25 protein-coding genes and 1 riboswitch are annotated in these 26,477 nt (G+C 74.0%); of the genes, 22 read left to right on the forward strand and 3 right to left on the reverse strand.

Translation table 11 applies throughout. From position 1 onward, the window contains the following. Positions 1–361: alpha/beta family hydrolase (locus ACOJUF_RS22865; protein WP_420124115.1), on the forward strand; the 361-nt coding region annotated here is incomplete at its 5' end. A 16-nt stretch (positions 362–377) separates the two neighbouring features. Here the strand turns inward: ACOJUF_RS22865 and ACOJUF_RS22870 are convergent. Then, entirely contained in the window at positions 378–545 is a 168-nt protein-coding gene (locus tag ACOJUF_RS22870) for a hypothetical protein (protein ID WP_420124116.1), read from the reverse strand. A 187-nt stretch (positions 546–732) separates the two neighbouring features. Between ACOJUF_RS22870 and ACOJUF_RS22875 the strand changes: the two genes are divergently transcribed. From ACOJUF_RS22875 to ACOJUF_RS22895, 5 genes are all read left to right on the forward strand, one after another. After that, complete coding sequence (locus ACOJUF_RS22875; RefSeq protein ID WP_420124117.1) at positions 733–1,803, forward strand: LacI family DNA-binding transcriptional regulator; 1,071 nt, start codon at positions 733–735, stop codon at positions 1,801–1,803. A gap of 59 nt (positions 1,804–1,862) precedes the next feature. Next, positions 1,863–4,346, forward strand: a complete 2,484-nt coding sequence (locus ACOJUF_RS22880) for a bifunctional lysylphosphatidylglycerol flippase/synthetase MprF (RefSeq protein ID WP_420124118.1) — start codon at positions 1,863–1,865, stop codon at positions 4,344–4,346. A gap of 199 nt (positions 4,347–4,545) precedes the next feature. Continuing rightward, the gene (locus tag ACOJUF_RS22885) at positions 4,546–4,983 is read left to right on the forward strand and encodes an OsmC family peroxiredoxin (protein ID WP_420124119.1); all 438 of its coding nucleotides are present in this window, start codon (positions 4,546–4,548) and stop codon (positions 4,981–4,983) included. Between the two features lie 119 nt (positions 4,984–5,102). After that, complete coding sequence (locus ACOJUF_RS22890; RefSeq protein ID WP_420124120.1) at positions 5,103–6,488, forward strand: UTP--glucose-1-phosphate uridylyltransferase; 1,386 nt, start codon at positions 5,103–5,105, stop codon at positions 6,486–6,488. A 415-nt stretch (positions 6,489–6,903) separates the two neighbouring features. Continuing rightward, a complete protein-coding gene (locus tag ACOJUF_RS22895; RefSeq protein ID WP_420124139.1) occupies positions 6,904–7,488 on the forward strand; it encodes a TIGR03086 family metal-binding protein in 585 nt (194 codons plus the stop codon). Positions 7,489–7,748: 260 nt separating this feature from the next. On the opposite strand, the gene ACOJUF_RS22900 is transcribed toward ACOJUF_RS22895, so the two are convergent. Next, the gene (locus ACOJUF_RS22900) at positions 7,749–8,765 is read right to left on the reverse strand and encodes a chorismate-binding protein (RefSeq protein WP_420124121.1); all 1,017 of its coding nucleotides are present in this window, start codon (positions 8,763–8,765) and stop codon (positions 7,749–7,751) included. Positions 8,766–8,825: 60 nt separating this feature from the next. Between ACOJUF_RS22900 and ACOJUF_RS22905 the strand changes: the two genes are divergently transcribed. The 16 genes from ACOJUF_RS22905 (at position 8,826) to ACOJUF_RS22980 (ending at position 24,842) form a co-directional block, all read left to right on the forward strand. After that, the gene (locus tag ACOJUF_RS22905) at positions 8,826–9,389 is read left to right on the forward strand and encodes an NUDIX domain-containing protein (protein WP_420124122.1); all 564 of its coding nucleotides are present in this window, start codon (positions 8,826–8,828) and stop codon (positions 9,387–9,389) included. 112 nt (positions 9,390–9,501) lie between these two features. Beyond that, positions 9,502–10,134, forward strand: a complete 633-nt coding sequence (locus ACOJUF_RS22910; protein ID WP_420124123.1) for a CDP-alcohol phosphatidyltransferase family protein — start codon at positions 9,502–9,504, stop codon at positions 10,132–10,134. Then, complete coding sequence (locus tag ACOJUF_RS22915; protein ID WP_420124124.1) at positions 10,134–10,976, forward strand: DUF881 domain-containing protein; 843 nt, start codon at positions 10,134–10,136, stop codon at positions 10,974–10,976. The genes ACOJUF_RS22910 and ACOJUF_RS22915 overlap by 1 nt, the downstream gene beginning before the upstream one ends. A gap of 79 nt (positions 10,977–11,055) precedes the next feature. Then, entirely contained in the window at positions 11,056–11,388 is a 333-nt protein-coding gene (locus tag ACOJUF_RS22920; protein WP_420124125.1) for a small basic family protein, read from the forward strand. After that, positions 11,385–12,293, forward strand: coding sequence for a DUF881 domain-containing protein (locus ACOJUF_RS22925; RefSeq protein ID WP_420124126.1), 909 nt, complete (start codon positions 11,385–11,387; stop codon positions 12,291–12,293). Before ACOJUF_RS22920 ends, ACOJUF_RS22925 begins: the two co-directional genes overlap by 4 nt. Before the next feature lie 49 nt (positions 12,294–12,342). Next, positions 12,343–12,747, forward strand: coding sequence for a glycine cleavage system protein GcvH (gene gcvH / locus ACOJUF_RS22930; protein ID WP_420124127.1), 405 nt, complete (start codon positions 12,343–12,345; stop codon positions 12,745–12,747). A gap of 105 nt (positions 12,748–12,852) precedes the next feature. Next, entirely contained in the window at positions 12,853–13,314 is a 462-nt protein-coding gene (locus ACOJUF_RS22935; protein ID WP_420124128.1) for an FHA domain-containing protein, read from the forward strand. Positions 13,315–13,431: 117 nt separating this feature from the next. Then, positions 13,432–14,169: a MerR family transcriptional regulator gene (locus ACOJUF_RS22940; protein ID WP_420124129.1), complete on the forward strand. Its 738-nt coding sequence runs from the start codon at positions 13,432–13,434 to the stop codon at positions 14,167–14,169. A gap of 109 nt (positions 14,170–14,278) precedes the next feature. Next, positions 14,279–14,797, forward strand: coding sequence for a bifunctional nuclease family protein (locus ACOJUF_RS22945; RefSeq protein ID WP_420124130.1), 519 nt, complete (start codon positions 14,279–14,281; stop codon positions 14,795–14,797). A gap of 238 nt (positions 14,798–15,035) precedes the next feature. Beyond that, positions 15,036–15,578 carry a MerR family transcriptional regulator gene (locus ACOJUF_RS22950; protein ID WP_420124131.1) on the forward strand — a complete coding sequence of 181 codons (543 nt, stop codon included), beginning with the start codon at positions 15,036–15,038 and terminating at the stop codon, positions 15,576–15,578. A 184-nt stretch (positions 15,579–15,762) separates the two neighbouring features. Next, the gene (locus ACOJUF_RS22955) at positions 15,763–16,197 is read left to right on the forward strand and encodes a MarR family winged helix-turn-helix transcriptional regulator (protein ID WP_420124132.1); all 435 of its coding nucleotides are present in this window, start codon (positions 15,763–15,765) and stop codon (positions 16,195–16,197) included. Positions 16,198–16,472: 275 nt separating this feature from the next. After that, entirely contained in the window at positions 16,473–17,804 is a 1,332-nt protein-coding gene (locus ACOJUF_RS22960; RefSeq protein ID WP_420124133.1) for an MFS transporter, read from the forward strand. Positions 17,805–18,010: 206 nt separating this feature from the next. After that, positions 18,011–19,852 carry a protein kinase domain-containing protein gene (locus ACOJUF_RS22965; protein WP_420124134.1) on the forward strand — a complete coding sequence of 614 codons (1,842 nt, stop codon included), beginning with the start codon at positions 18,011–18,013 and terminating at the stop codon, positions 19,850–19,852. A 49-nt stretch (positions 19,853–19,901) separates the two neighbouring features. Beyond that, a riboswitch (glycine riboswitch) is annotated at positions 19,902–20,015 on the forward strand. Positions 20,016–20,094: 79 nt separating this feature from the next. Then, positions 20,095–22,992 (forward strand): aminomethyl-transferring glycine dehydrogenase, encoded by a 2,898-nt coding sequence (gcvP, locus tag ACOJUF_RS22970; RefSeq protein WP_420124135.1) that lies wholly within the window; start codon positions 20,095–20,097, stop codon positions 22,990–22,992. A 75-nt stretch (positions 22,993–23,067) separates the two neighbouring features. Next, positions 23,068–23,982: a hypothetical protein gene (locus tag ACOJUF_RS22975; RefSeq protein ID WP_420124136.1), complete on the forward strand. Its 915-nt coding sequence runs from the start codon at positions 23,068–23,070 to the stop codon at positions 23,980–23,982. Continuing rightward, positions 23,979–24,842, forward strand: coding sequence for a hypothetical protein (locus ACOJUF_RS22980; RefSeq protein WP_420124137.1), 864 nt, complete (start codon positions 23,979–23,981; stop codon positions 24,840–24,842). Before ACOJUF_RS22975 ends, ACOJUF_RS22980 begins: the two co-directional genes overlap by 4 nt. Positions 24,843–24,879: 37 nt before the next feature. Here the strand turns inward: ACOJUF_RS22980 and ACOJUF_RS22985 are convergent, their stop codons facing one another. Then, entirely contained in the window at positions 24,880–26,061 is a 1,182-nt protein-coding gene (locus ACOJUF_RS22985; protein WP_420124138.1) for a substrate-binding domain-containing protein, read from the reverse strand. Between the last annotated feature and the right edge of the window lie 416 nt (positions 26,062–26,477).

Consider the following 26,477-nt stretch of genomic DNA (forward strand, 5'->3'; position numbering starts at 1 on the left):
CCGGGCCGGCGTGCGGCCGGCGCAGGTGGTGCTCGGCGGCCGGTCGTACGGCGGTCGGATGTGCTCGATGGCCGTGGCGCAGGGCCTGCCGGCCGCCGCCCTGGTGCTGCTGAGCTACCCGCTGCATCCGCCGGGAAAGCCGGACCGCCTGCGGACCGAGCACTTCCCGGCGATCGAGGTGCCGGTGCTGGTCGTGTCGGGGACCGGTGACCCGTTCGGCACCCCGGCGGAGTTCGACCGGGAGCTGGCGGCGATTCCCGGCCCGGTCACCACGGTGCGGCTGCCCGGCGGGCACGACCCGCGGCGCTACGACGAGATCGCCCGGATCGTCGCCGACTGGGTGGCCGACCTGCCCGGATGAACCGGGCCGGGCCGGGTCAGCCGGACAGGCTCGACAGCGTGGCGAAGCCGGCCGCCGCGATGACCGGCAGGATCAGGAACATCAGCACCGCGGTGACCGGGCGCTTGTAGCTGTCGGTTCCCAGCATCGCCAGGGCGCCGAGCACGATGATGCACCCGGCCAGGATGAAGGTCGTGGTCCACATGCTGGTTTCCTCTCGCCTGCCCCGTCCGGCCCGCTCCGGTGCGGTCACCGGCGCCGATCATTGTGCCCGACGGGACTGCGCCGGACGGCCGCCAGGGGGCCTGACAGCCGCCGCCGGGGCAGGTGGCGCCGGCCGCACCCGGCCCGTTGCTCCGCCGGGATGGCGGCCGCGCACTACCCTGCGATCCATGACCGGCTCGATCAGGGGGGTGGACCGGGACATGAACGACATTGCCGTGCGGCGGGGTCAGCCGACGCTCGAGGACGTCGCCGCCGCGGCCGGGGTGTCCCGGTCGACCGCGTCCCGCGCGATCAACGGCGAGGCCAAGGTCAGCGCGCAGGCCCGCGCCGCCGTGGCCGATGCCGTGCTGGCGCTCGGGTTCACGCCGAACCAGGCGGCCCGCACCCTGGTCACCCAGCGGACGAACGCGGTGGCGCTGGTGATTCCCGAGCCGGACGATCGGATCGTCGCCGACCCGTTCTTCGGGGCCGCGATCCAGGGCCTGTCGCACGCCCTGGCCGAGTCCGATCTGCAGCTGGTGCTGCTGATGGCCAGGATGGGCGGCTCGCCCGAGCGCACCGTCCGCTACCTGCGCAGCGGGCACGTGGACGGCGCCGTCATCGCCTCCCACCACCAGGCCGACGACCTGGAGCGAACGCTGGTCGACTCCCGGTTGCCCAGCGTCTCGATGGGTCGGCCCTGGCACCTGCCCGATCAGCTCAGTTACGTCGACACCGACAACCGGCTCGGCGGCGAACTGGCCACCGAGCACCTGCTGGGCCGGGGCCGGCGGCGCATCGGCACCGTCGCGGGCCCGGCCGACATGACTGCCGCCGAGGACCGGCTGATCGGCTGGCGGACCGCGATGGTCAGGGCCGGCCGGCCGGACCGGGCCGTCGAGTACGGCGACTTCACCACCGCGGGGGGCGCCGCGGCCATGCGCCGCCTGCTGGCGGCCGAGCCCGATCTGGACGCGGTCTTCGTCGCCTCCGACCTGATGGCGGCCGGCGCCCTGGCCGTGCTGCGGGCCGCGCACCGGCAGGTACCCGGCGACGTCGCCGTCATCGGCTACGACGACTCCGCGGTGGCCGCGGTGACCGACCCCCCGCTGACGACGGTGGTGAACCCGGTGGCCACGATGGCCCGGACGGCCGGCCGGCTGCTGCTCGACCGGCTCGGCCGGCCGGGGCTCGCCGGGACGCCCGACGTCGAGCGGGTCGTCTTCCCGCCCGAGCTGGTGATCCGCGCCTCCACGTGATCGCGCCGGGCCGGCCCCGCGCGACCGAAGGCGATCGAAGACAGGAACAGGAGCAGGACGTGACGTCACCGGCGACGGTGCCGGCCCCGCCGACGGGCGGGGCGCGCTGGCGGTCCTGGGCGGCCGTGGTGTGGCGCCAGCCCGGCCGGGCCCGGCGCGCCCCGGTGACGGTGCTGCTCGTCGCGGCGATCTGGATCGTGGGAGCGGTCAGCGGGAGCCTGCTGCACGGGCCATCGGACGAGCTGCGCGAGGTGGTCGCCGTCGGGCTGCCCACGCTGTCCGACGGGGCCTGGTGGACCCCGGTCACGTCGGCCCTCTTCGCCGACGACCTGGTCACCTACCTGCTGGTGACGGTCGCGCTGCTGGTCGTCGGCGCCCTGTGCGAGCGGCGGTGGGGCAGCGGCCGGATGGCCGGCATCGCGCTGCTGGTCCAGGTGCTCGGCGTGGCCGCCGGGCTCGGGGCGGTGGCCGTGTGCGACGCGGTCTTCGACTGGCAGTGGGCCGACTACCTGGCCTCCGGGTCGGCGGTCGGCGCCACGCCGCTGGTCGCCGGCCTGCTGATGGCCTACAGCGCGGGCTCGACCGTGCTCTGGCGGCGCCGCATCCGGGTCGGCGTGTTCACGCTCTGCCTGGTCGCCCTGCTCTACGGCGGTCAGCTGCAGGACGTGCTGCGGCTGAGCACCGCGCTGATCGGCCTGCTGGCCGGCGTGGTGTTCGTCCATCGCGGCGACCGCCGGATCCACGTGCACGCGACCCGGCACGAGACGCGGGTGCTGGTCGCCGTCGTCCTGGCCGCGACCGCCCTCGGCCCCATCCTGATCGCGGTCACCGGTGAGATCGAGGGCCCGCTCTCGGCCCTGGCCGACCTCTATGTCGGGCCCAGCGCCTACGGCGACGCCGGGACCGATCGCGACCTGGCCCAGATCCTGCTCTCGGTGGTGCCGGCGCTGATCGTGCTGGTGCTGGCCGCCGGTCTGCGGCGCGGGCGGCGGTTCGCCTGGTGGGCCACCCTGCTGTTCCACACCCTGCTGCTGACGGTCGGCGCGTTCTACGCCGTCGACTACTACCAGTGGGCCGTGGACAACGATCTGATCAACGACGGCACCAGCTGGGTCGCCTGGCTGGTCCCGCTCGTGCTGCTGCCGGTGCTGATCATCGGCCTGCTGCTGATCACCCGGCGATCCTTCACCGTGGAGGCGCCGGCCGGGGTGTACCGGCGGCTGGGGCTGACCGTGGCCGGGCTCGTCGCGGGCCTGTGGGCGGTGTTCGTCGGGCTCGGCTGGCTGGTCGCCGACGAGTTCGACCCGCCCGTCGGGATCACCGACCTGATCGTCGACTTCCCGACCCGGCTGCTGCCCACCGGCTACCTGTCGATCATCGAACCGGCCTTCGAGCCGGCCAACGGGTTGGGCCGGTTGCTGGCCGACTGGATCCCGGTGGCCGTCTGGGCGGTCGTGCTGGTCGGGCTGCTGCGCAGCTTCGTCTCCGCGCGGGTGGACTCCGCCGACGCCGACCGGGCCCGCGCCCAGCGCATCCTGCAGCGGTACGGCACGTCCTCGCTGTCCCACCTGACCACGTGGGACGGCAACAGCTACTGGTTCGCCACGGGGGAGCGGTCGTTCGTCGCCTACCGGGTGGAGGGCGGCGTCGCGATCACCACCGGGGACCCCGTCGGCCCGCCGGCCGAGCTGCCCGCGGTGATCGAGGAGTTCATCGCCTTCTGCGGGGCCCGCCACTGGACGGTCTGCCTCTACTCCGTCACCGACGCCGTCCGGCAGGTCACCGACGGGTTCGGCTGGCCCAGCCTGCAGGTGGCCGAGGAGACCGTGCTGCCGCTGGGCTCGCTGGCGTTCACCGGCAAGAAGTTCCAGGACATCCGCACCGCCATCAGCCGGGCCGGCAAGAGCGGGATCACCGCCGAATGGATCACCTACCGCACCGCGCCGCTGTCCATCCGGGACCAGATCGAGGTGATCAGCGAGGAGTGGGTCTCGGACAAGGCGCTGCCGGAGATGGGCTTCACGCTGGGCGGGCTGGACGAGCTCGAGGACCCCGCGGTGCGCTGCCTGATCGCGGTCGACGCCGAACGCACCATCCACGGCGTGACCAGCTGGATGCCGTGCTACTCCGACGGCGAACCGATCGGCTGGACGCTGGACTTCATGCGGCGGCGCACCGGGACCGATGCGGCCGGCTTCAAGGGCGTCATGGAGTTCCTCATCGGCACCGCCGCGCTGGACCTGCAGGCGCAGGGCGCGCAGTTCCTGAGCCTGTCCGGGGCGCCGCTGGCCCAGGCCCACCCCGACGACGACCAGGCCGGCGTGCAGCGGCTGCTCCAGGTGATCGGCGGCACCATGGAGCCGGTCTACGGGTTCCGGTCCCTGCTGCGGTTCAAGGCCAAGTTCCAGCCCGAGTACCGGCCGATGTACCTGTGCTACCCGGAGGCGGCCGTGCTGCCACGGATCGGGCTGGCCATCTCGCGGGCCTACCTGCCGACCATGACCGTCCGCCAGGTGGTGCGCATGATGGGGCAGCTCACCTGACCCGCGGGCGCCGCCGCGGGCGGGGTCCGGCGGCCCATTTCGGGCGTTCCGGCCCTGACCGGACGGGGTCCGGGCCGCTTCCGAACGCCCGTCCGACACTGCGCTAGCCTGGCCAGTCCCGGGGCGGGGAGAACCGTGCCGGGCATCCAGGATGGTTCCGCGCCGCGGTGCGGGCCACGAGCGCGACAGGAGTCATGTCATGCCCACTCGTGTGGCAAGCACGCAATGGAGCGGCGGCCTGCAGGACGGCTCCGGCCAGGTCACCCTGACCAGTTCCGGCACCGGCACCTTCGACGTCTCCTTCCCCCGCCGCGCGGCCGACGAGGCCGGCGGCGTCACCAGCCCCGAGGAACTGGTCGCGGCCGCGCACTCGTCCTGCTTCTCGATGGCGCTGTCCAACGAGCTGACCCAGGCCGGCGGCACGGTCAACAGCCTGGTCACCGAGGCGGCCGTTTCCCTGGGCCCGGATCCGGCCGGTGGCTTCCGGCTGACCGGCATCAAGATCACCGTCCGGGGTCAGGTCGACGGCCTGGACAATGACGGATTCGTCAAGGCGGCGGAAGCGGCGAAGGCCGGCTGCCCGATCTCCAAGGCGCTGACTGGGACAACAATCACCCTCGATGCCGCCCTGGCCTGAGCAACCCCGGTTGTGACCTGCGACAATGCGCCCGCCGTCACCGGCGGGCGCATTGTTCGTCAGTGGCCGTCCACCATTCTTCGCGCGCACGCAAAGTTCGGCGGCAATACGATCTGCGCATGGTGAGTAACGGACTGGAATCTGCTCGCCGCCTGATGGCCCAGGGCGGCGTTCACCCGCGCGCGATCGCGGTTTTTGCCCATTCATACGAGATTCTCGCGTCCGGCGAGACCGGCCTGCTGCCGGAGCCGGACCTCGAGCCGATCGCCGAACTGCCGCGACTGGCCGACCTGGAGACCGACCCGGAGGCCGCGAAGGCGGCCATGGCGGCGACCGCCGTGGTCAAGCTCAACGGCGGCCTGGGCACGTCGATGGGGATGGACCGGGCCAAGTCGCTGCTGGAGGTGCGTCCGGGCAAAAGCTTCCTGGACATCATCGCCGAGCAGATCCTGGCGCTGCGGACCGAGTACGGCGTCGGCCTGCCCGTCGTCTTCATGGACAGCTTCCGGACCTCCGACGACACCCTGGCCGCGCTCGCCGCGCACCCGGGCCTGGAGACCGACGGGCTGCCGCTGGATTTCCTGCAGAACCGTGAGCCCAAGCTCCGGTCGGACGACCTGACTCCGGTCAGCTGGCCGGCCGACCCGTCGCTGGAGTGGTGCCCGCCCGGGCACGGCGACATCTACACCGCGCTGGACGCCAGCGGCCTGCTGCAGGCGCTGCTGGCCAAGGGCTACCGGTACCTGTTCGTCTCGAACGCCGACAACCTGGGCGCCCGACCCGATCCGGCGCTGGCCGCCTGGTTCGCCGCGTCGGGTGCGCCGTTCGCGGCCGAGTTCTGCCGGCGCACCGCGGCCGACCGCAAGGGCGGCCACCTGGCCCGCCGCGCGGCCGACGGCCAGCTGGTGCTGCGGGAGTCCGCGCAGACCCGTCCGGAGGACGAGGAGGCGTTCGGCGACATCGAGCGGCACAAGTTCTTCAACACCAACAACCTCTGGCTGGACCTGGTCGCGCTCGACGCGGTGCTGCAGGCCAACGACGGGGTGCTCGGCCTGCCGATCATCCGCAACGTCAAGACGGTCGACCCGGCCGATCCGACCTCGCCCGAGGTGATCCAGATCGAGACCGCGATGGGTGCGGCGATCGGCGTGTTCGAGGGCGCCGCCGCGATCGAGGTGCCGCGTTCCCGGTTCCTGCCGGTCAAGGCGACCAGCGACCTGCTGGTGCTGCGGTCCGACGCCTACGAGCTGGTCGACGGCGCGCAGGTGCGGCTGGCCCCGTCCCGCACGGCGGCCCCGCTCGTCGAGCTGGACAAGCCCTACAAGCTGGTCGGCGACTTCGACGCCCGGTTCCCGCACGGCGCGCCCTCGCTGATCGACTGCGAGAAGCTCACCGTCAAGGGCGACTGGACCTTCGGCCGCGACGTGCGCGCGGTCGGTGTGGCCGCGGTTCCCGCCGACGGCGCGCCCGGCACCATCGCCGACGGGACCGTCCTGGGCGGCTGACCCCGCCCCGCCCGCTCCACCTCGCGCGCCTCCTTCGCGCGGCCTCCTTCGCGCGCCCTCCTCCGCGGGGCCTCCTTCGCGCGGCCGGGCCGCGCGGATCAACAACGCCTGCGCGGATGAAGTCACCTTGTTTGGGACCGGTGTGACCGGTGTCGACGACTTCATCCGCGCAGGCGTTTCGCCGTTCCGGGCCGGCCCGCCGTGCCCGACGCCGGCCCGCCGTGCCCGATCCCGGCCCACGGTGCCCGATCCCGGCCCGCGGTGCCCGATCGGCCTCGGGTCCGCGGCCGTCGATGGGTGACGCGGGCGCGCCCGCCCGGCGCTCCCGATGACGCCCGACGATCGTCGGGCGATGAGTTCGGGACGGCGGGACGGTCAGCCCGGCATCGCGACGTCGACCGACCGGAGGACCGCCATGCCCGACCTCGACCTGATGCCGGCCGCCAACACCCTGGGCGCTCTGGTGCGGCAGGTTCCCGACGAGCGGCTGGGCGACCCGACGCCCTGCCCCGACTTCACCGTGGGCGACCTCGTCGAGCACATCGGCGGCCTCGCGCTGGCGTTCACCGCCGCCGCCCGGAAGGAACTCGGCGCCTTCACCGACTCGCCGCCGCAGCCCGACGGCGCTCGCCTGCCCGCCGACTGGCGCACCCGGATCCCGGCCGACCTGACCGCCCTGGCCCGCGCCAGGCGGGGCCCCGCCGCCTGGACCGGGGGGACCCGGGCCGGCGGCGGCGCCCTGCCCGGCGAGGTCGGCGGGAGCGTCGCCCTGGACGAGATCGTGCTGCACGGGTGGGATCTGGCGGCCGCCCTCGGCCGGCCGTTCGACGTCGAGCCCGATCTGCTGGGCGCCGTCCGCGGGTTCGTCGAGTCCTTCGGCACCGAGCCGCAGACCCGGGGCGGGCTGTTCGGGCCGATCGTTCCGGTCCCCGCGGACGCCCCGCCGTTGCACCGGGTGCTGGGGCTGGCCGGGCGGGATCCGGCGTGGTCGGCCCGCTGAGGACGGCCCGCACCGTGCGGACCGCCGTGGTCCGGACGACGATCGCCTCCGCCTGGCCCGCGGACGCCGCGGCCGTGCCGCCGGCCGCCGCGGACGTGCGTCGGGCCCCGCCGGCGACCACCCGCGCGGACGAAGTCGTCGACAACCGTCCCACCGGTCACATTCGGGGCGAGTTGATCCGCGCCGGGGTTGTTGATCCGCGCGGTCAGGGGAGGGGGGCGGGGCTTCAGCGGTCAGGAGAGTCGGGGCGTGGCGGCGGGTCAGCGGGTGAGGCCGATGAGGCGGGCGGCCTTGAGTTCGGTCTCGTCCCATTCGGCGGCGGGGTCGGAGGAGTAGGTGATGCCGGCGCCGGTGCCGAAGCGGATCCGGTCGTCGTCGCCGAAGAAGGTCCGGATGGCCACGGCCAGCCGGGCCCGTCGCCGGTCGCCGTCGACGAACCCGAACGCGCCGCAGTAGACCTCGCGGGGGACGGGTTCGAGTTCGGCGATCACCTCGAGTGCCCGGATCTTCGGCGCGCCGGTCACCGAGCCGGGCGGGAAGGTCGCGGCCAGCAGCTCCGCCCAGCCGACCCCGGCGGCCGGCCGGGCCGTCACCGTCGAGACCAGGTGCGCCAGCCCCGGGTGCTCCTCCCGGGCCAGCAACCCGGTCACCACCACCGACCCGGGCCGCGCGATCCGGCCCAGGTCGTTGCGGACCAAGTCGGTGATCATGATGTTCTCGGGATAGTCCTTGTCCGCGAACGGCTCCCCGGGACGGGTGGTGCCCTTGATCGGGGACGAGGCGACCACGTCGCCCCCGCCGTCGGGGTGAGGGTCCCGGGCCAAAAAGAGCTCCGGCGACGCGCTGACGATCCACTCCCGGCCCAGGTGCAACACCCCCTGCAGCGGCGCCGGATTGCCCGCGGCCAGCCGGTGGGCCAGCGCCAGCGGGTCGACCGGCCGGCTCAGCGACGCGCCGAGCATCCGGCACAGGTTGACCTGGTAGACGTCGCCGGCCGCGATGTGCGCGCGGATCCGGGCCACCCCGTCCAGGTAGGCTGTCCGGTCCAGGCTGGAATGCCACGCGCCGGCCGGCCCGGTCCAGGCCGCGGCGGCCGGCGGCAGCGGGGCCCGGACGACGCGCTCGAACCGGTAGCCGGTCAGCTCACCCTCGAACCGGGCCACCACGACCCACCAACCGCGCTCCAGCACCGACGGATCCGCCCGCAGATCGGCCACCTGCGCCAGCCCGGTCGCCAGCCGGCCGGCGAGGTGCGCGAAGGGCGGATCGATCGTCATCGCGGCACAGCGTAGAGCCGGTCACGGCTCTTGCCGACCGGCCGGGAGATACTGCTGGCCATGTCCGCAGAATCGATCCAGCCACCGGTCCGCCTCGGCTCCCGCACCGCCTACCGCAACCCGTGGATGAGCGTGCGCGAGGACACCCTGGTCCTGGCCGACGGTTCGACCGGCATCTACGGCATCGTCGACCGCGACGACTACGCGGTCGTCATCCCGGAGGAGAACGGCGGCTTCCACCTGGTCGAGCAGTTCCGGCACGCCGTCGGCCGGCGCTCCTGGGAGTTCCCGATGGGCGGCTGGCCGCCCGGCGGGTCCGGCGACCCGGCCGAGCTGGCCCGGCACGAGCTGCTGGAGGAGACCGGCTTCACGGCGGCGACCTGGCGGCGCGTGGGGCATCGGCTGCACGGCTCGACCGGCTTCTGCTCCCAGGGTTTCGCCATCTGGCACGCCACCGACCTGACGCCCGGGGAGCATCGGCGGGAGATCACCGAGGCGGACATGGAGCAGGCGTTCGTCACCGAGGCCGAGTTCCGCCGGATGGTGGCGGACGGCCGCATCTTCGATGCGCCGACGATCACCGCCTACGCGGTGTTGCGGCTGTCGGCCGACGAGCATCCGTAGACTCCCGGCAGAATCCCGGCCCGGATCAGGACGGCGCGCCGGACGGAGCCGACCGCGACGCAGGCCGTCGGGCGGCAGACCGGGAGGACCCGGGTCGAGGCAGGGAGGCACCGTGACCGGCGAGCCCGCCCCGACCGCGACCGGCATCCCGGGCGCCGGCCGGGACCGGATCTGGACCGTCCCCAACCTGCTGTCGTTCCTGCGGCTGCTCGGGGTGCCACTGTTCCTGTACTTGCTGCTGGTCGTGCAGAGCGACGGCTGGGCGCTGGTGGTGCTGGCGGTCAGCGCGATCACCGACTGGGCCGACGGCAAGCTCGCGCGGCTGCTCAACCAGTACAGCCGGCTCGGCGAGCTGCTCGACCCCGCCGCGGACCGGCTGTACATCCTGGCCGCCCTCGTCGGATTCGTCGTCCGGGGCTTCATCCCCTGGTGGGTGGCGGTGCTGATCATCGGGCGGGACGTGGTGCTCGCGGCCACCCTGCCGATCCTGCGGCGGTACGGGTACACCGCGCTGCCGGTGCACTACCTGGGCAAGGCGGCGACGTTCTGCCTGCTGTACGGGCTGCCCTTCCTGCTGCTCGGGCAGAGCACCAGCGGCACGGTGCTCGGGCAGGTCTGCCTGCCCATCGCCTACGCCTTCATCGCCTGGGGCACGCTGATGTACCTGTGGGCCGGGGCGATCTACCTCGGCCAGGTCGGCTGGATCGTCCGCCACTGCCCGCCCGCCCCGCAGCGACGGTCGTGATGGCGCAGCAACCGACCCGCAACCCGGTCGCCCCGCTCCTGGAGTCCCTGGGCACCGATCACCTCGACCCCGGGTACGCCGAGGCGGCCGCCCGACGCCGATCCGGCCCGCCGCGGCGGGAGCCGTCGCGCACCCGCCGGCGGGTGGCGCTGGTGGCCGGCTGCCTGGTCGCCGGTCTCATCCTGGGTGTCGCCGCCTGGCGGACCGAGAGCAACGCCCCCCGGGCCGAGAACACCCGGGCCGCCCTGCTGGACGACATCCAGGCGGCCCAGGAACGCCAGTCGCAGCTGGCCGCGTCGGCGACGTCGCTGGCCGAGCAGCTGCGCAGCAGCCAGGCCGCGGCCGGCGCGGCCGGGCCGGTCGCGGAGGTGACGGCGCTGGAGAACCAGGGCCAGCTCACCCCGGTCACCGGGCCGGGGCTGCGCATCACCCTCGACCAGCCGCCGGCCGGGCAGGCGCAGGGCCAGGGCCGGGACCGCAGCGTGATCCTGGACCGTGACATCCAGCTGCTGGTCAACGATCTGTGGGCGGCCGGTGCCGAGGCGATCGCCATCGGCGGCGTCCGGCTCAACACCCGCAGCGCCATCCGGCAGGCCGGCGGCGCGATCCTGGTCGACAACCGGCCGGTCTTCTGGCCACTGTCGGTGGAGGCGATCGGCGACCCTGCGGCCATGCAGGTGAAATTGATCGGCGGGCCGTCCTTCGGCCGGTTCTCCTCCTTCGCGCAGCTGTACGGAATAGAGTTCGACCAGACCGCGGAGCAGTCGCTGAGCCTGCCGGGGGGCAGCGCCCCCGACCTGTTGCACGCACAGCCGGCCACGACCGCCGCGCCGACCGGCTGAGCCCGCCCCGACCGGTGAGCCCGAGTGATCCGCCCCCGGCCGGCGGCTCGACGGACCGGACCGACAGAAGGAGTGAACGGTGTACGCGGTCATCGCGCTGATCGTCGGAGTGGTCGTCGGGTTGCTGGTGCACCCGACCGTGCCCGAGTGGCTGGCCCCCTACCTGCCGATCGCCGTGGTGGCCGCGCTGGACGCGGTGTTCGGCGGCCTGCGGGCCAAGCTGGACAACATCTTCGACGCCAAGGTCTTCGTCGTCTCCTTCGTCGCCAACGTGCTGGTCGCCGCGTTCATCGTGTTCCTGGGCGACCAGCTGGGCGTGGGCACCCAGCTGTCCACCGCCGTGGTCGTCGTGCTGGGCATCCGGATCTTCGGCAACGCCGCCGCGATCCGCCGGCACATCTTCAAGGCATGAACGCCGCCGTCCCCACCGGCCCCACCGATCCGGACTCGCCGACGGCACCCGCGCCGGCCGACCCGGGCCCCGGGCCCGCCGCCGGGGCCGGGCCGACGGAGTCCGGCGCCGGTTCCCCGGCCGACAGCCAGGCCGACAACCAGGCCGACAACCAGGCCGACAGCCAGAGCGACGACCGGACCGACGCCGGGCCCCCGGCCGACCAAGCAGCGCCGCCCCGATCCAGATGGAGCGGCTCGGGCGCCCACCTGCTGATCGCCGCGCTCTGCGCGCTGCTCGGGTTCGCCGTGGTGCTGCAGGTGCAGCGCACCGCCGCCGGCGACACGCTGGCCGCCGCCCGCCCGGACGACCTGGTGCAGATCCTGGACGAACTGCAGCGCCGGGAGGCCGACCTGAACGCCGAGATCGCGGGATTGCAGGACAGCCTGGGCCGGTTGCAGCGCAGCGGCGAGTCCAGCGCCGAGGCGCTGGCCGAGGCCCGGCGCCAGTCCGCCGCGCTGGGCATCCTGACCGGCACGGTGCCGGCCACCGGCCCGGGCGTGACGATCGTCATCGCCGATCCGGACGGGAAGGTGCCGCCGGAGGTCCTACTCGACGCGATCCAGGAGCTGCGCAACGCCGGGGCCGAGGCGTTCCAGGTCGGCCCGGTGCGGATCGGGGTGGACTCCGCGTTCACCGGGTCCGGCGGCGCGATCACCCTGGACGGGCAGCGGCTCAGCGCCCCGTACACGATCACCGCGGTCGGCGATCCGCCGACGCTCGCCGCCGCGTTGGCCATCCCGGGCGGGGTGCTGGACACCGTGCGCCGGGCGGGCGGCACGATGGAGGTCACCCAGTCCGACTCGGTGACCGTCGACGCCTTGCGGCAGCCCCGCGAACCGCTCTACGCTCGCCCCGCTTCCTGACCGAGCACCGCCCCGACACCCCCTCCCAGCAGCAGAAAGGCCGTCCACCGTGATCCCTGAGGACCTGCGGTACAGCTCCGAGCACGAATGGGTGCGCACCCGGGACGGAGGCGAGGCGACCGACGGCGTCACGGTCGCCCGCATCGGCATCACCGACTATGCGCAGAACTCGCTCGGGGACATCGTGTTCGTGCAGATGCCCGAACCCGGCACCACCGTCGAGAACGGCGACGCGATCGGCGAGGTCGAGTCGACCAAGTCCGTCTCGGAGATCTTCGCGCCGCTGGCCGGCACGGTCGTCGGCCGCAACGACGCCCTCGACTCGGCCCCCGAACTGGTCAACGGCGACCCCTACGGCGACGGCTGGATGATCGAGATCGAGCTCTCCGACCCGGCCCAGCTGGACGAGTTGCTCGACCCCAACGCCTACGCGGAGCTGATCGGCGAGGGCTGAGCGGCGCCCGCGCTGCGACACTCCGGGCCGGCACGGTACGGTCGACGGAACACGAAACGTCGTCGAACGGCCGTGCGGCCACCGATGATCGGTAAGGAGTGACTGGTGACTGAGAGCGAGCGCGGGGTCGGTTCCACGCCCGCGTCGGGTGCGTCGGATTCGACGTCGATCTTCGCCGGCGGTCTGTTCGGGACACCCGAGCCCGAGACCACCGACGACGTCATCGGCGGGGTCGACGGCCTGTCGTCGGGGACCGCGCTGCTGGTCGTCAAGCGCGGGCCCAACGCCGGCTCCCGCTTCCTGCTCGACCGCGACAAGGTCACCGCGGGCCGGCACCCGGAGAGCGACATCTTCCTGGACGACGTGACGGTGTCCCGCCGACACGCCGAGTTCCGGCGGACGGCCGAGGGATTCGAGGTCGCCGATATAGGTTCGTTGAACGGCACCTATGTCAACCGCGAGCCCATCGAGGTGTCCCCGCTGACCAATGGCGACGAGGTCCAGATCGGCAAGTTCCGGCTGGTGTTCCTTTCGGGCGATCAGGCCCAGGGCGACACCAGGTCATGAGGCAAGCCGGTCTGCCGGTCGGACCGATGGCGTCAGGTGCAGTGGGGGACAGCTCGCCGGTTGCGACGGTGTCCGGGTCCGGCCAGCCGATCGCGAACGGGTGCGGGTGAGTTCACGATGTCGACGTCATTAGCCGAGTCCGATCCCCCGGCCAACTCCCGGCTGTCCATCGGTGCCGTCGAGGCCCGGCTCAAGCCGGAGTTCCCCGAAGTGACCATCTCCAAGATCCGGTTCCTGGAGTCCGAGGGACTGGTCACCCCGCATCGCACGCCGTCCGGTTACCGGCAGTTCAGCGCTGCCGACGTGAGTCGGCTGCGGTACGTGCTGGCCGCCCAGCGCGATCAGTACCTGCCGCTGAAGGTGATCAAGGACCACCTCGACGCCATCGACCGCGGTCTGGAGCCGGCGCGTCCGGAAGCCCGCATGCCGGCCGCGCTGCGGGCGGCCGACGCGCCGTCGCCGCGGGAGTTCGCCTCCGGCGCCGAGGTCCGGATGACCCGCGCGGAGCTGCTCGCGCACTCGGGTCTGTCCGCGACGTCGCTGGCCGAGCTCGAGCAGTTCGGCCTGCTGACCGCCGGCCCGGGCGGCTACTTCGACGCCGATGCCGCCCACGTCGCGTCGATGTCGGCCGAGCTGCTCGCCGTCGGGTTGGAACCCCGCCACCTGCGGTCGTTCCGCACCGCGGCCGACCGCGAGGCCACCCTGATCACGCAGCTCGTGTCCGCCCAGGCCCGGCAGCGTGACCCCGACGCGCGGGAGCGGGCCGGGGCCGAGGCGGCGCAGCTGGCGGCCACCGTTCTGCGGTTGCACTCGCAGCTGGTCAAGGCCGGCCTGCGTCGAGATCTCGGCCGTTGACGGGTCTTCTCCGGATGCCCGCGCCGCCGCCGGAGCGCCGCCCGCGGGCGGCGCGGCGGACCACGTCGGGCGTGTAGCGTTTCGTCGTGACGGAGAAAGGCACACCGAGATGATCGAGATGCGCATCGTCGGCGTCCGGGTCGAGATGCCGACCCAGCAGCCGATCCTGATGTTGACCGAGGTCAACGGCCCGCGCAGCCTGCCGATCCTGATCGGTTCCGCCGAGGCCACCGCGATCGCGATGCATCAGCAGGGGGTGCGCCCGCCCCGTCCGTTGACCCACGACCTGCTCGGCAACGTCATCGCCGCCCTCGGCCGGTCGGTGACCCAGGTGCGGGTGGTCGACTTCCGGGAGGGCACCTTCTTCGGCGAGCTGGCCTTCGACAACGGCACCACCGTCTCGGCCCGGCCCTCGGACGCGATCGCGCTGGCCGTCCGGGTCGACATCCCGGTCTTCGTGGAGGAAGCGGTGCTGGCCGAGGCCGGCATCGTGATCCCCGAGAACGCCGACGAGGACACCCCGGACGAGGCGGACGAGGTCGGCGACGCCGAGGACGAGGTGGAGCGCTTCCGGGAGTTCCTGGACTCGGTCTCGCCGGACGACTTCGGCGGGGAACAGAAGCCCTGACCCGCTGCGCCCGGGGCCCGTTGGTCACGAAGCGATAACCCTCGAGCTCAGCTGCAGGACACGCCCCGCCCGGACGTTGACCCCCGACCGGGCTCGGGCCTACCGTCAACGAGTCACGTGGTTGTGATTCCGGCTCGATCGCCGCCCCCGGGCGCGGTCGTCGCCGTTGGAGCAGTTGTTGCAGTCGATGTCGCACTCGTCGGAACGATCCGACGTTCTTCCGAGGAGAGGTGGCGGGATGGCCGAGCAGGACCAGGCTGCGCTGTTCCCGAACACGTCGCTCCCGGACGACCACATCGGGTACCGCGGGCCGACCGCCTGCACCGCCGCCGGGATCACCTACCGGCAGCTGGACTACTGGGCGCGCACCGGGCTGGTCGTCCCGACCGTGCGCGGCGCACAGGGGTCCGGCAGCCAGCGGCTCTACTCGTTCAAGGACATCCTGGTGCTCCGGGTGGTCAAGCGGTTGCTCGACACCGGCGTCTCCCTGCAGAACATCCGCGTCGCGGTCGAGCATCTCCGGGCGCGCGGGGTCGAGGACCTGGCCGGGGTGACCCTGTTCTCCGACGGCACGACCGTGTACGAGTGCACGTCGCCGGAGGAGATCGTCGACCTGCTGCAGGGCGGCCAGGGGGTCTTCGGCATCGCCGTCGGCGGCACCATGAAGGAGATCACCGGTTCCCTCGCCGAGTTCCCGCAGGAACGGGTGGAGGGCGACCGGGTGGTCCCCGTCGAGCGGGACGAACTGGCCGAACGCCGCCGGGCCCGCACCGCCGGCTGAGACCGGCCCGCCGCACCGTCCGATCCCCGCACCGTCCAATCTCCGCACCGCCCGATCCGTTGAGCCTGCTCGGCCGCCGGCCTTCCGCACCCGGCCCGCCCTCCGGCGGGCCGGGTTTCGTCGTTTCCGGGGTCGGTGCCGCCCGCGCCTTTCGTTCGCAGAACTAATGAGGTAAACTAATCACATGACCGACGACCAGGACCTCGAGGCAGTGGCCGCCCTGCGGGGCGCCGTGCTGCGGCTGGGTCGTCGGCTGCGCTACCAGACCCTGGGCGATGGGGACCTGTCCGCCACCGAGCTGGCCGTCCTCGGCCGGATCGGGCGGTGCGGACCGATGGCCCCGAGCGCGCTGGCCCGGGCCGAGCACGTGCGCCCACCGTCCATGACCAAGGTCATCGAGGGATTGGAGACTCGCGGTCTCGTGCGCCGGGAGCCGCACCCGACCGACGGGCGGCAGTGCCTGATCTCCCGGACCGATGCGGGGGAGGCCTTCGCGGCCGAGACCCGCCGGCGCCGCACCGCGTGGCTCGCCCGGCAGATGGCCGAGCTGTCCCCGGACGAACGGGCCGCCCTGCTGGCCGCCGCCCCGCTGCTCGACCGGTTGGCCGACCAGCCATGACGATCCGACTCGGCCACGGCCGGCGGCCCGACGGCCGCGCCACGACGACGGGCCGCCCGGGCCGGCGGGGCGGTTCCGGCGCGCCGTGCGCCGGGGCGTCGGCCGCGGGGGCCACCCGGCGCTCCGGTGATGCGGACCGGACCGGTCCCGCGACCGGCCCGCGGTCCGCCTCCGACCCGCGCCCGACGTCCGACCCGCGGCCCGCTATCGAGCCGGGGCCCGCTATCGAGCCGGGGCCCGCCACGTCCGGTGACGGGCCCGGGCCCTCGACGGCCGTGACCCGGGCGCGGTCGGCGACCTCCGACGGCACCGCTGCGCGCCCGGACGCGGCGACTCCGACCACCCGGCCGAGCACCTTCGCCGCGTTGCGCGTGCGCAACTACCGGCTGTTCTTCGCCGGCCAGATCGTGTCCAACACCGGCACCTGGATGCAGCGGATCGCGCAGGACTGGCTGGTGCTGGAGCTGACCCATTCGCCCCTGGCCGTCGGCATCACCACGGCGCTGCAGTTCCTGCCCATGCTGCTGTTCGGCCTGTGGGGCGGGCTCATCGCCGACCGGTACCCCAAGCGCCGGTTGCTGCTGATCACCCAGGCGTCGATGGGCGCACTGGCCGTGCTGCTGACCGTGCTCACCCTGACCGGCGCCGTGCAGGTCTGGCAGGTGTACCTCATCGCGCTGGGGCTGGGCCTGGCCACCGTGGTGGACAACCCGACCCGGCAGACCTTCGTGAACGAGATGGTCCCCACCGATCTGGTGCGCAACGCGGTCGGGCTCAACTCCGGCAACTTCCAGCTGGCCCGCATGCTCGGGCCGGCCGTGGCCGGCGTGCTCATCGCCGCGGTCGGGATCGGCTGGGCCTTCGCCTTCAACGCGCTCAGCTTCGTCGCCGTCCTGGTCGCGCTGCTGATGATGCGACCCGCCGAGCTGCAGCGCCTCCCGCACGCCACCCGGGCCCGAGGCCAGCTGCGGGAGGGCCTGCGGTACGTGCGCGCCAACCCGATCCTGCTCTGGCCGATCGTGCTGGTGTTCTTCGTGGGGACCTTCGGCTACAACTTCGCGATCATCCTGTCCGCTTACACCCAGAACGTCTTCAACTCCGGGGCCGACCTGTACGGCCTGCTCAACACGGCGATGGCCGCGGGCTCGGTCACCGGCGCGCTGGTCGCCGCCCGCCGGACCTCGGCCAACCTGACCGTGCTGTTCACCGCCGCCGCCGCCTTCGGCCTGGGCCTGATCGTGCTCGGCCTGACGCCGTGGTTCTGGGCGTTCCTGGTGCTGCTCGTCGTCGTCGGGTTCGTCTCGGTCACCTTCAACACCCTGGGCAACGCGACCGTCCAGCTGTCCAGCTCGCCCGAGCTGCGCGGCCGCGTGATGAGCCTGTACATGCTGGTCTTCATGGGCGGCACGCCGATCGGCTCGCCGATCGTCGGCGCCATCACCCAGCAGTGGGGCGCGCCCGCCGCGCTGGTCGTCTCCGGCGCGATCTGCCTGCTCGCCGCGGTCGGGGCGGCCGTCCTGGCCGCCCGGTCCACCGGGGCGTCGCTTCGGGTCCAGGTGCCCGCGGCGGTGCGCCGGGTGGCCGGCCGGGTTCGCGTCGCCCACTGACGTCCGACGGACCGACGGGCACACGACTACCGGGCGTATCGGACCACGGGGTCCGGTCCTCCTGACGGCGGACCGCCCGTCGGCGATCGGCCCGTCGATCCCGACTCTTCGTATACTCGGCCTTCGCAGGCGCTGGTCGGGGGTCCGGGCCGCCCAGGCGGTCCGGCCGGCACCGATCGGTCACCACCCCGGGGGGATTCCGGCCCATGGACACTGGCAGCGACACCGGCGGCGACACCGGCAGCGACACCCGAGGTGACCCGGGCAGCGGCGCGACCGCCGGATCGCCGGCCCACTTCGGCCCGTACGAGCTGCGCGGACTCGTCGGCCGCGGCGGCATGGGCGAGGTCTACGAGGCCTTCGACCGCGAGCAGAACCGGGTGGTGGCGCTCAAGCTGCTGCCCGAGGCGTTGATCCGCGACGAGGGGTTCGTCGAACGTTTTCGCCGCGAGTCGTTCGCCGCGGCCCGGTTGTCCGACCCGCACGTCATCCCCATCCACCGCTACGGCGCCATCGACGGCCGTCTCTACCTGGACATGCGGCTGGTGCGCGGTCGCGACCTGGGCCAGGTGATCGCGCAGGACGGCCCGCTGCCCCTGACCCGCACGGTGTCCTTCATCGCGCAGGCCGCGGAGGCCCTCGACGCGGCCCATGCGGACAACCTGGTCCACCGGGACGTCAAACCGACCAATCTGCTGATCACCCGGCAGGATTTCGTCTACCTCGTCGACTTCGGGATCGCGCACGTGTTCGGCATGTCCACCAGCGGTCAGGCGCTGACCGCCACCGGCGCCACCATCGGCACGCTGGACTACATGGCGCCGGAGCGGTTCACCGGCCGCGGCGAGGTCGACGCGCGCACCGACGTCTACTCGCTGGCCTGCGTGCTGTACGAGTGCCTGACCGGGCAGCGACCGTACCCCGGCGACGGACTGCCCGGGTTGATGCACGCGCACCTGGAGGCCCCGCCGCCGCGGGCCGGCGCCCTCCGGCCCGACGTCCCCCCGGCGCTGGACCGGGTCATCGCGATCGGCATGGCCAAGGATCCGGCGGACCGGTACCCGAGCACCGGGGAACTGGCCCGGGCCGCGACGCTGGCGGTCCACGGCACCGTGCGACCACCCGGGGTGGGCGTGACCCGGCCCGGGGTGGAGGAGCCGCCGGGCGGCCCGACGGCGCGGGTCCCGGACGGGGCGGGCGGTCCGGCCACCGACCCGTCACTGGCGCCGACCCGGCTCGGTGCGGTCCCCCCGTCCGGTCGGTCGGGCGGGGGACCGGCCGCGCCGGTGATCGGCGACGGGTGGTCCGCCCGGCCCGTGTCGCCGGCGCGGTCGGCGCCGTCGGGATTGCCGGCGCCGCCCAGCGGTCCGCCGCCGCCGCCCCGGTTCGCCCCGCCCGCCGCCGGGCCCGTCCCGCCCGCCGGACCCCCCGCTCGCCGCGGGTCGGCGACGGTCTGGCTGGTCGCGGCGGCGGGCGTCGTCGTGGTCGCGCTCGTGGCCGGGCTGCTCGTGTGGCGCCTGGCCGGCGACGCGGGTAGCGCCGACGGCGGTGGGGTCGCGCCGACCGCGGTCGCGGGATCGGGCCCCGGGACGATCCCGTCGGGGCCGTCCCCGGCCCCCACGCCGGGCCCCACACCGGCCCCGACCCCGCCGGCCACCACGGTGGTGACCAGCACGGTCGAGCAGACGGTCACCCGGACCGCGGCCCCGCCGCCGCGCGGATCCGGTGATCTGGGCCTGACCGTGGCCATCGCCAACGTGCCGTGCAACGGCTCCTACCTGTCCCTCATCCATTCGGCCACCGACCCGGCGACGTACCGCGAGGAGATCGGCACCATGCTGGCCGCCCACCCCGGCTCGTCCTACCTGCGGACCGACGCCTCCTGCGGCGCCCTGGTGCGGCAACAGGACGGCAACGCCATCTACGCGGTGTACTACGGGCCGTTCGCAGCGGCGACGGGCGCCTGCGGGATGTCCGATGCCGGCGGCCAGTACGTCAAGCAGATGGTCGCCGGCCTCGCGCCCGATGAGGCGACCGTCACCTGCTGACCGCGGCGGGCCCCGGGCGGGGCCGCCGCTGGTAATCTCGGAGCGTCACCGACCCCCTGCGGGAGAGTGTCCGGCCGCACCTGACAGGTCACCACGCGCGCCGGGCCGCCGAAGGAGCAAGCCTCCCCGCCAATCTCTCAGGCCACCGAACCGCCGGGGTGAGACACCTCTGGAGTCCGGCGCGCCGTCGCCGGGCGACTGAGGGGGAGGCGGATTCTCGGCCCAACGGGAAGGTGACCCTCATGACGACTGCCGCGACGCCCCCCTCGATCCCCGCACCGGCCGCCGACGCCCCGGCGACCGGCGCGATCAGCGCGACCTTCGCCGACCGGCACATCGGGCCGGACGCCGACGGCCTGCGGACCATCCTGGAACTGCTCGACCAGCGCGATCTGGACGCCCTCGCCGGCGCGGCCGTGCCGGCGACCATCCGGGACGATCGGGCGCTGGATCTGCCCGCGCCCGCGTCCGAGGCGCGCACCCTGGCCGAACTGCGCGAATTGGCCGGCCGGAACCGGCCGATGGTGCAGATGATCGGCCTCGGCTACCACGAGACCGTCACCCCGGGCGTGATCAAGCGGAACGTGCTGGAGAACCCGGCCTGGTACACGGCGTACACGCCGTACCAGCCGGAGATCTCGCAGGGCCGGCTCGAGGCACTGCTGAACTTCCAGACCGCGGTCGCCGACCTGACCGGCCTGGACATCGCGAACGCCTCCATGCTCGACGAGGGCACCGCGGCCGCCGAGGCGATGACGCTGATCCGGCGGACCGCGCGTTCCAAGTCCAACCGCTTCGTGGTGGACGCCGACACCCTGCCGCAGACGATCGCCGTCATCCGGACCCGCGCCGAACCGATCGGCATCGAGGTGGTGGTGGCCGACCTCACCCGCGGGGTCGAGGACCTGCCGGTGGGCGACTTCTTCGGCCTGCTGCTGTCCTACCCGGGGGCGTCGGGGGCGATCCGCGACCAGCGCGCGCTCGTCGCCGCCGCCCACCAGCGCGAGGCCAAGGTCGTCGTCGCGACCGACCTGCTCGCGCTCACCCTGCTCACCCCGCCCGGCGAGATCGGCGCGGACGTCGCCGTCGGCTCGGCCCAACGGTTCGGCGTCCCGATCGGCTTCGGCGGCCCGCACGCCGGGTTCATGGCGGTCCGCGCCGACGTGCAGCGCCAGCTGCCCGGCAGGCTGGTCGGCGTGTCCAAGGACGCCTCCGGGGCGCCGGCCTACCGGTTGGCGCTGCAGACCCGCGAGCAGCACATCCGCCGCGAGAAGGCGACCAGCAACATCTGCACGGCGCAGGTGCTGCTGGCCGTGATGGCCTCGATGTACGCGGTCTACCACGGCCCGGACGGGCTGCGCCGGATCGCGCAGCGGGTGCACGCCGACGCCGCGGTGCTCGCCGACGCCCTGCGGGCCGGTGGCCTGACCGTCGAGCACGACCACTTCTTCGACACCGTCCGGGTCGCGGTGCCCGGCGGCGCGAGCGCGGTGCTCGCCGCCGCTCGGGACCGTGGCATCAACCTGTGGGCCGACGGCGCGGACGCCGTGCAGGTCAGCGTGGGCGAGTCGACCACGCCGGAACAGCTGGCCGCGGTGCTGGAGTCGTTCGGGGTCGCGCCGCGGTGGGCGGAGCCGGCCACGGCCCTGCCGGCCTGGGCCGCCCGCACCTCGGAGTACCTGACGCATCCGGTGTTCCACGCCCACCGCAGCGAGACCGCCATGCTGCGCTACCTGCGGCGGCTCTCGGACATGGACCTGGCCCTGGACCGGTCGATGATCCCGCTCGGCTCCTGCACGATGAAGCTGAACGCCACGACCGAGATGGAGGCGGTGACCTGGCCCGAGTTCGCCGGCATCCATCCGTTCGCGCCGGCCGAGGACACCGCCGGCTACCGCGAGCTGATCGAGTCCCTGTCGGCGTGGCTGTGCGAGATCACCGGTTATGCCGCGGTCTCCCTGCAGCCCAACGCCGGGTCGCAGGGTGAGCTCGCCGGGCTGCTGGCCATCCGGGCGTACCACCGCGCGAACGGTGACGAGAACCGCACCGTCTGCCTGATCCCGGCCTCCGCCCACGGCACCAACGCGGCGTCCGCGGTCATGGCCGGCATGCGGGTCGTCGTGGTGGCGACGGCGACAACCGGTGACATCGATATGGCCGACCTGCGGGCCAAGATCGACAAGCACGCCGCCGAACTGGCCGCGATCATGGTGACCTACCCGTCGACGCACGGCGTCTACGAGGACACCATCACCGAGCTGGCGGATCTGGTGCACGCCGCCGGGGGTCAGGTCTACGTCGACGGGGCCAACCTCAACGCGCTGGTCGGCGTGGCCCGGCCGGGGGTGTTCGGCGGCGACGTCTCGCACCTGAACCTGCACAAGACGTTCTGCATCCCGCACGGCGGCGGCGGCCCCGGGGTCGGTCCGGTCGCGGTCGCCGCGCACCTGGCGCCCTACCTGCCCAACCATCCGCTGGTGGCCGGCGCCGGCCCGGACACCGGGATCGGGGCGATCGCGGCCGCTCCGTTCGGCTCCGCCTCCATCCTGCCGATCAGCTGGGCCTACGTGCGGATGATGGGTGCGGCCGGGCTGCGCCGGGCCACCCTGACCGCCGTCGCCGCGGCCAACTACATCGCCCGCCGGCTGGACGAGCACTACCCCGTCCTCTACACCGGGGCGGGCGGGTTCGTCGCGCACGAGTGCATCCTGGACCTGCGGCCGATCACCTCGGCGGTCGGCGTGACGGTCGACGACGTGGCCAAGCGGCTGGCCGACTACGGCTTCCACGCGCCCACCATGTCGTTCCCGGTGGCCGGCACGTTGATGGTGGAGCCGACCGAGAGCGAGGACCTGGCCGAGATCGACCGGTTCTGCGACGCGATGATCGCGATCAAGGGCGAGATCGACCGGGTCGCGGCCGGGGAGTGGCCGGTGACCGACAACCCGCTGCGCGGTGCCCCGCACACCGCGGCGGAGCTGGCCGGCGACTGGTCGCACCCGTACTCGCGGGCCGAGGGCGTCTTCCCGGCCGGGGTGTCGCCGGCGCACAAGTACTTCCCGCCGGTCGGCCGGATCGACGGCGCCTTCGGCGACCGGAACCTGGTCTGCTCCTGCCCGTCGCCGGAGGCCTACGTCTGACGCCGGGCCCGCGGCCGGCGCCCTCGCCGGCGCTCGGCCCCGGCCGATCGATCACGGCGCGGTTACGGTGGGGTCATGGACCGGCGCCTGGTCGGTGTTGCCCTGGTCGTCGTCGCCCTCGCGGCGGTGATGGTCGTCCCCGCGCTGTCCGGAATCCGGTCGGTCGGCACCCCGGTGGCCGTCTCGCTGCCGGTTCCGCCGGCCGTCGGCGACTGCGTCGTCCGGCTGCCGGCGGTCGGCACCGACCAGGGCCAGTCGCCCCCGCAGGTGTCGATGGACCGGCTGCTGCTCGGCTCGTGCGCCGGCGCGATCGCCGCCGAGGTGGTCGCGTTCTGGCCGGACGAGTCCGCGCTGGTCGACGCCCCTCGCTCGCGCCGGGCCGGGCCCTGCTACCCGCCGCTCGCGCAGTACGCCGGGCTGACCCTGGACGCCACGTCGACCGGTGCCGCCGAACCCTGGCTGGTCGAACCGGTCTCCTGGCGGCCGACCCTGGCCTACCAGGCCTTTCTCGTCGTCCCGACCGACCTGGAACGCCGGGCGGGCCGGGCCTGGTCGGCGTGCGCGATCGCTCCGTCCGGTGGCCAGGACTACCGGGGCAGCCTGAACGCCTCGTTCGGGATCGGCGCGCTGCCGGCCGGTTTCGGCTCGTGCTGGACCCCCGACGCGTCCGGCCGGTTCGGCGGTCCGGGCGACTGCGCGGCCCCGCACACCGCCCAGCTCGTCGCCACCGGCTGGACCGGTCCGTACGGGCCGAGCGCGTCCGCGGACATCGTGGCCTCCTGCCGGAGGGTGGCCGCCCGGGTGATGGAGACCGCCGACCCGGCGCGCGGCGGGCAGCTGACCTTCGTGGCCGACCGGATGGGCGGGCTCGCGAGCCGGTGGAGTGGAAACCCCTCCACCCTGGGCTGTTTCGTGGTGTCGGCGGACGGGCGGCCGCTCACCGGGCTGGTCACCGGCATCGGCGACCGGCCGTTGCCGTTCGCGTCGTGACCGCACCGCGGATCGACCGGCGCCGGCTGGTGGGCGCCGGTCTGGTGCTGGCGGTCGTGCTCAGCGTGCCGATCGTCGCTCGCCGGGACGGGCAGCGGATCGCCGGGACGCCGGCGACCGCCCGGACCGTCGCCGTGCCCGCGGTCGGCGACTGCGTGGCCGCTCTCACCGGTCCGGCCGCTCCGGACGTCCCCGCCGCCGTCGGGGACGCGGGGCCGGGTGTCGTGGTGATCGACGAGTCCGCCGTGGTCTTCGGCCGGTGTGCCGGGACGCACGCCGGCGAGGTGGCCGCCTTCCGGCGGGACCCGCCCGGCCTCGACCCCGGTGCGCGGACCGCGGCGGCCGTCGGCTGGTGCGGCGGGGTCGCCGAGAGCTACCGGGAGCACCTGCGCTGGCAGGTGTCCGCCGCCACCGGGGCCTGGGCCCCGGTGGAGGTGCAGCGCTTCCTGGCGGTCGTCGGCGGGTCGGCGCCGGACGGGTGGGCGGTGTGCGCGGTGGTCGCTCCGGCGTTGGAGCCGTACCGCGGGTCGTACCTGGACTCGATGGCCGACCGTCCCGCACCCGCCCCGTTCGGCCTCTGCCGATCGACCGGCTCGGACCAGCGGGTGTCCTGCCGTGACCCGCACGACGAGCAGGTGTTCGCCGTCGCGCGGGCCGGAACGACGCCGACCCCGGACGGGTGCCGTGATCTGGTCGGCCGGTTGACGGCGATGCCCGACCCGACGGCGGACGGCCGATTGGCGGTCGGGGTGGACGGGGCGGGCGACGGCGCGTGCCGGGTGCGGGTGGTCGGACCGCAACGGCTGACCGCCACCCTGCTCGGCCGTGGCGATGCGCCGCTGCCTCTCGCTCCGGGGTGACGGGCGTCCCGGACGGCGTCCGGATCCGGCGCGCGGATCAGGAGGACGGGGCGGTCGGTGCCGGCGTCGCCGCGCCCGGGTCGGCGGTCCCGCTCGGTGCGTCCGCCGGCGGGGCCGGCGCCGCCGGGGCCGAGGACGTGCCGGCGCCGCCGATCGCGCCGGCCAGGGCCGTGGCGACGGCGGCACCCGCATCCGGGAGTGGGACGGAGCCGGAAGTCCCGACCTGCAGGCCGTGGTCGGTGAAGGCCTGGGTGCCGGCCGGCCCGCGCAGGTACGCCAGGAAGGCACTGGCCGCCGCGTTGGCGGTCGGATCGACCCAGGACGCGGTGACCGGCACCGCGAAGATCTGGTCGCCGACGGCCGCCCCACCGGGCGAGACGGTCGCCAGACCCTGGCTCTGCCCCTGGACCTGGGCGAAATCGGAGGCGATCACCGGAACGGCGGCGAACCCGGCGCCGCCGGAGACCAGGTCGTCCAGTGCGTCGGAGGTGGTGGTCGGCGGGGTCGCGGGCCCGCCTGAGGCGAGCGCGGCCAGCGCCGGGGCGTTCGCGGTGACCGCCGCCGGATCGACGGAGGCGCCGGTGAGCCCGGCGACGACCGACTGCAGGGCGTCGCTGGTCGCCCGGTTGGTGGTGGGATCGGGAAGGGCCAGGATCAGATGCCCGCCGTCGGGCAGGGTGAGCGACCCCGTGGCCCCGGCCGCGCCCGGCAGGTCCTTCCACTGCAGCCCGGCGGCCGACACCGCTCCCGCGTTCGCCGCGCTCATCGCCAGAACCACCGGCGAGGTCGCCCTCGGGGCGACGTTGCGGCCGGCCGTCATCGCGGAGTCGGTCGCCTCGAGCGTCGTCAGGTCGGCGGCACTGTCCGGGAACCACAGCGCGGGTGCCTGGCTCGGCTGGCCGACCCAGCCCTCCGCCAGGGCCGCGGCCGCATCGGGCCCGGCCATGGTGGTCACATCGGTGGTGACGCACGCCGACCGGGCGACCGGGGCGGTCGCGTCGAAGGCGGCCGCGGCGGCCTCGATCGACGGCGCTGCGGACGGCGAGACGACGACCTGCAGCACGACCTGGTTGGTGCAGGTGGCCTCGCTCCGGTCGTCCCGGGTGATCAGGACGAAGCCGATCACGAGGCCGACGACGACCACGACGGCGACCGCGGTGACGATGATCCACGGAGCGATCCGCCGACCACCGGTGCCCGATCCGTGGCGTGACGTCATGAGGCCTCCTGTCCCGGGTGCGCCCGCGCCGTGGGGGCGGGACCGGCGAACCGGACGTCGGGCGCGGACCGCCACTGTAACCAAGCGGGCGGTCCGGCCTGCTCCGAACGGGTTCCGGCGGCGGCCCGGGCGGCACCGGGGGCCGGCGGGACCGGGCCCGGCGGAACGGGGGTGCGGCTCCGGGGGAACCCCGAGACGCCGGGCCGGGCGGTCCGGGGGCTGCCCGAATTGATCCCCGGGTTGATCGCGGTGGGTGGAACCTCGGCGGCCGACCTGGAACGATGAGTTACACCGCGAACGTGCGGGGGCGCGGGAGCGTGCAACTGGCGAGAGGACATCATCATGGCGAATCCCTTCACCAAGGCCTGGAAGTACCTGATGGCCCTGTTCTCGTCCAAGGTCGACGAATACGCCGA

This window comes from Nakamurella sp. (assembly GCF_048594475.1).
Taxonomy (GTDB): Bacteria; Actinomycetota; Actinomycetes; order Mycobacteriales; family Nakamurellaceae; genus Nakamurella.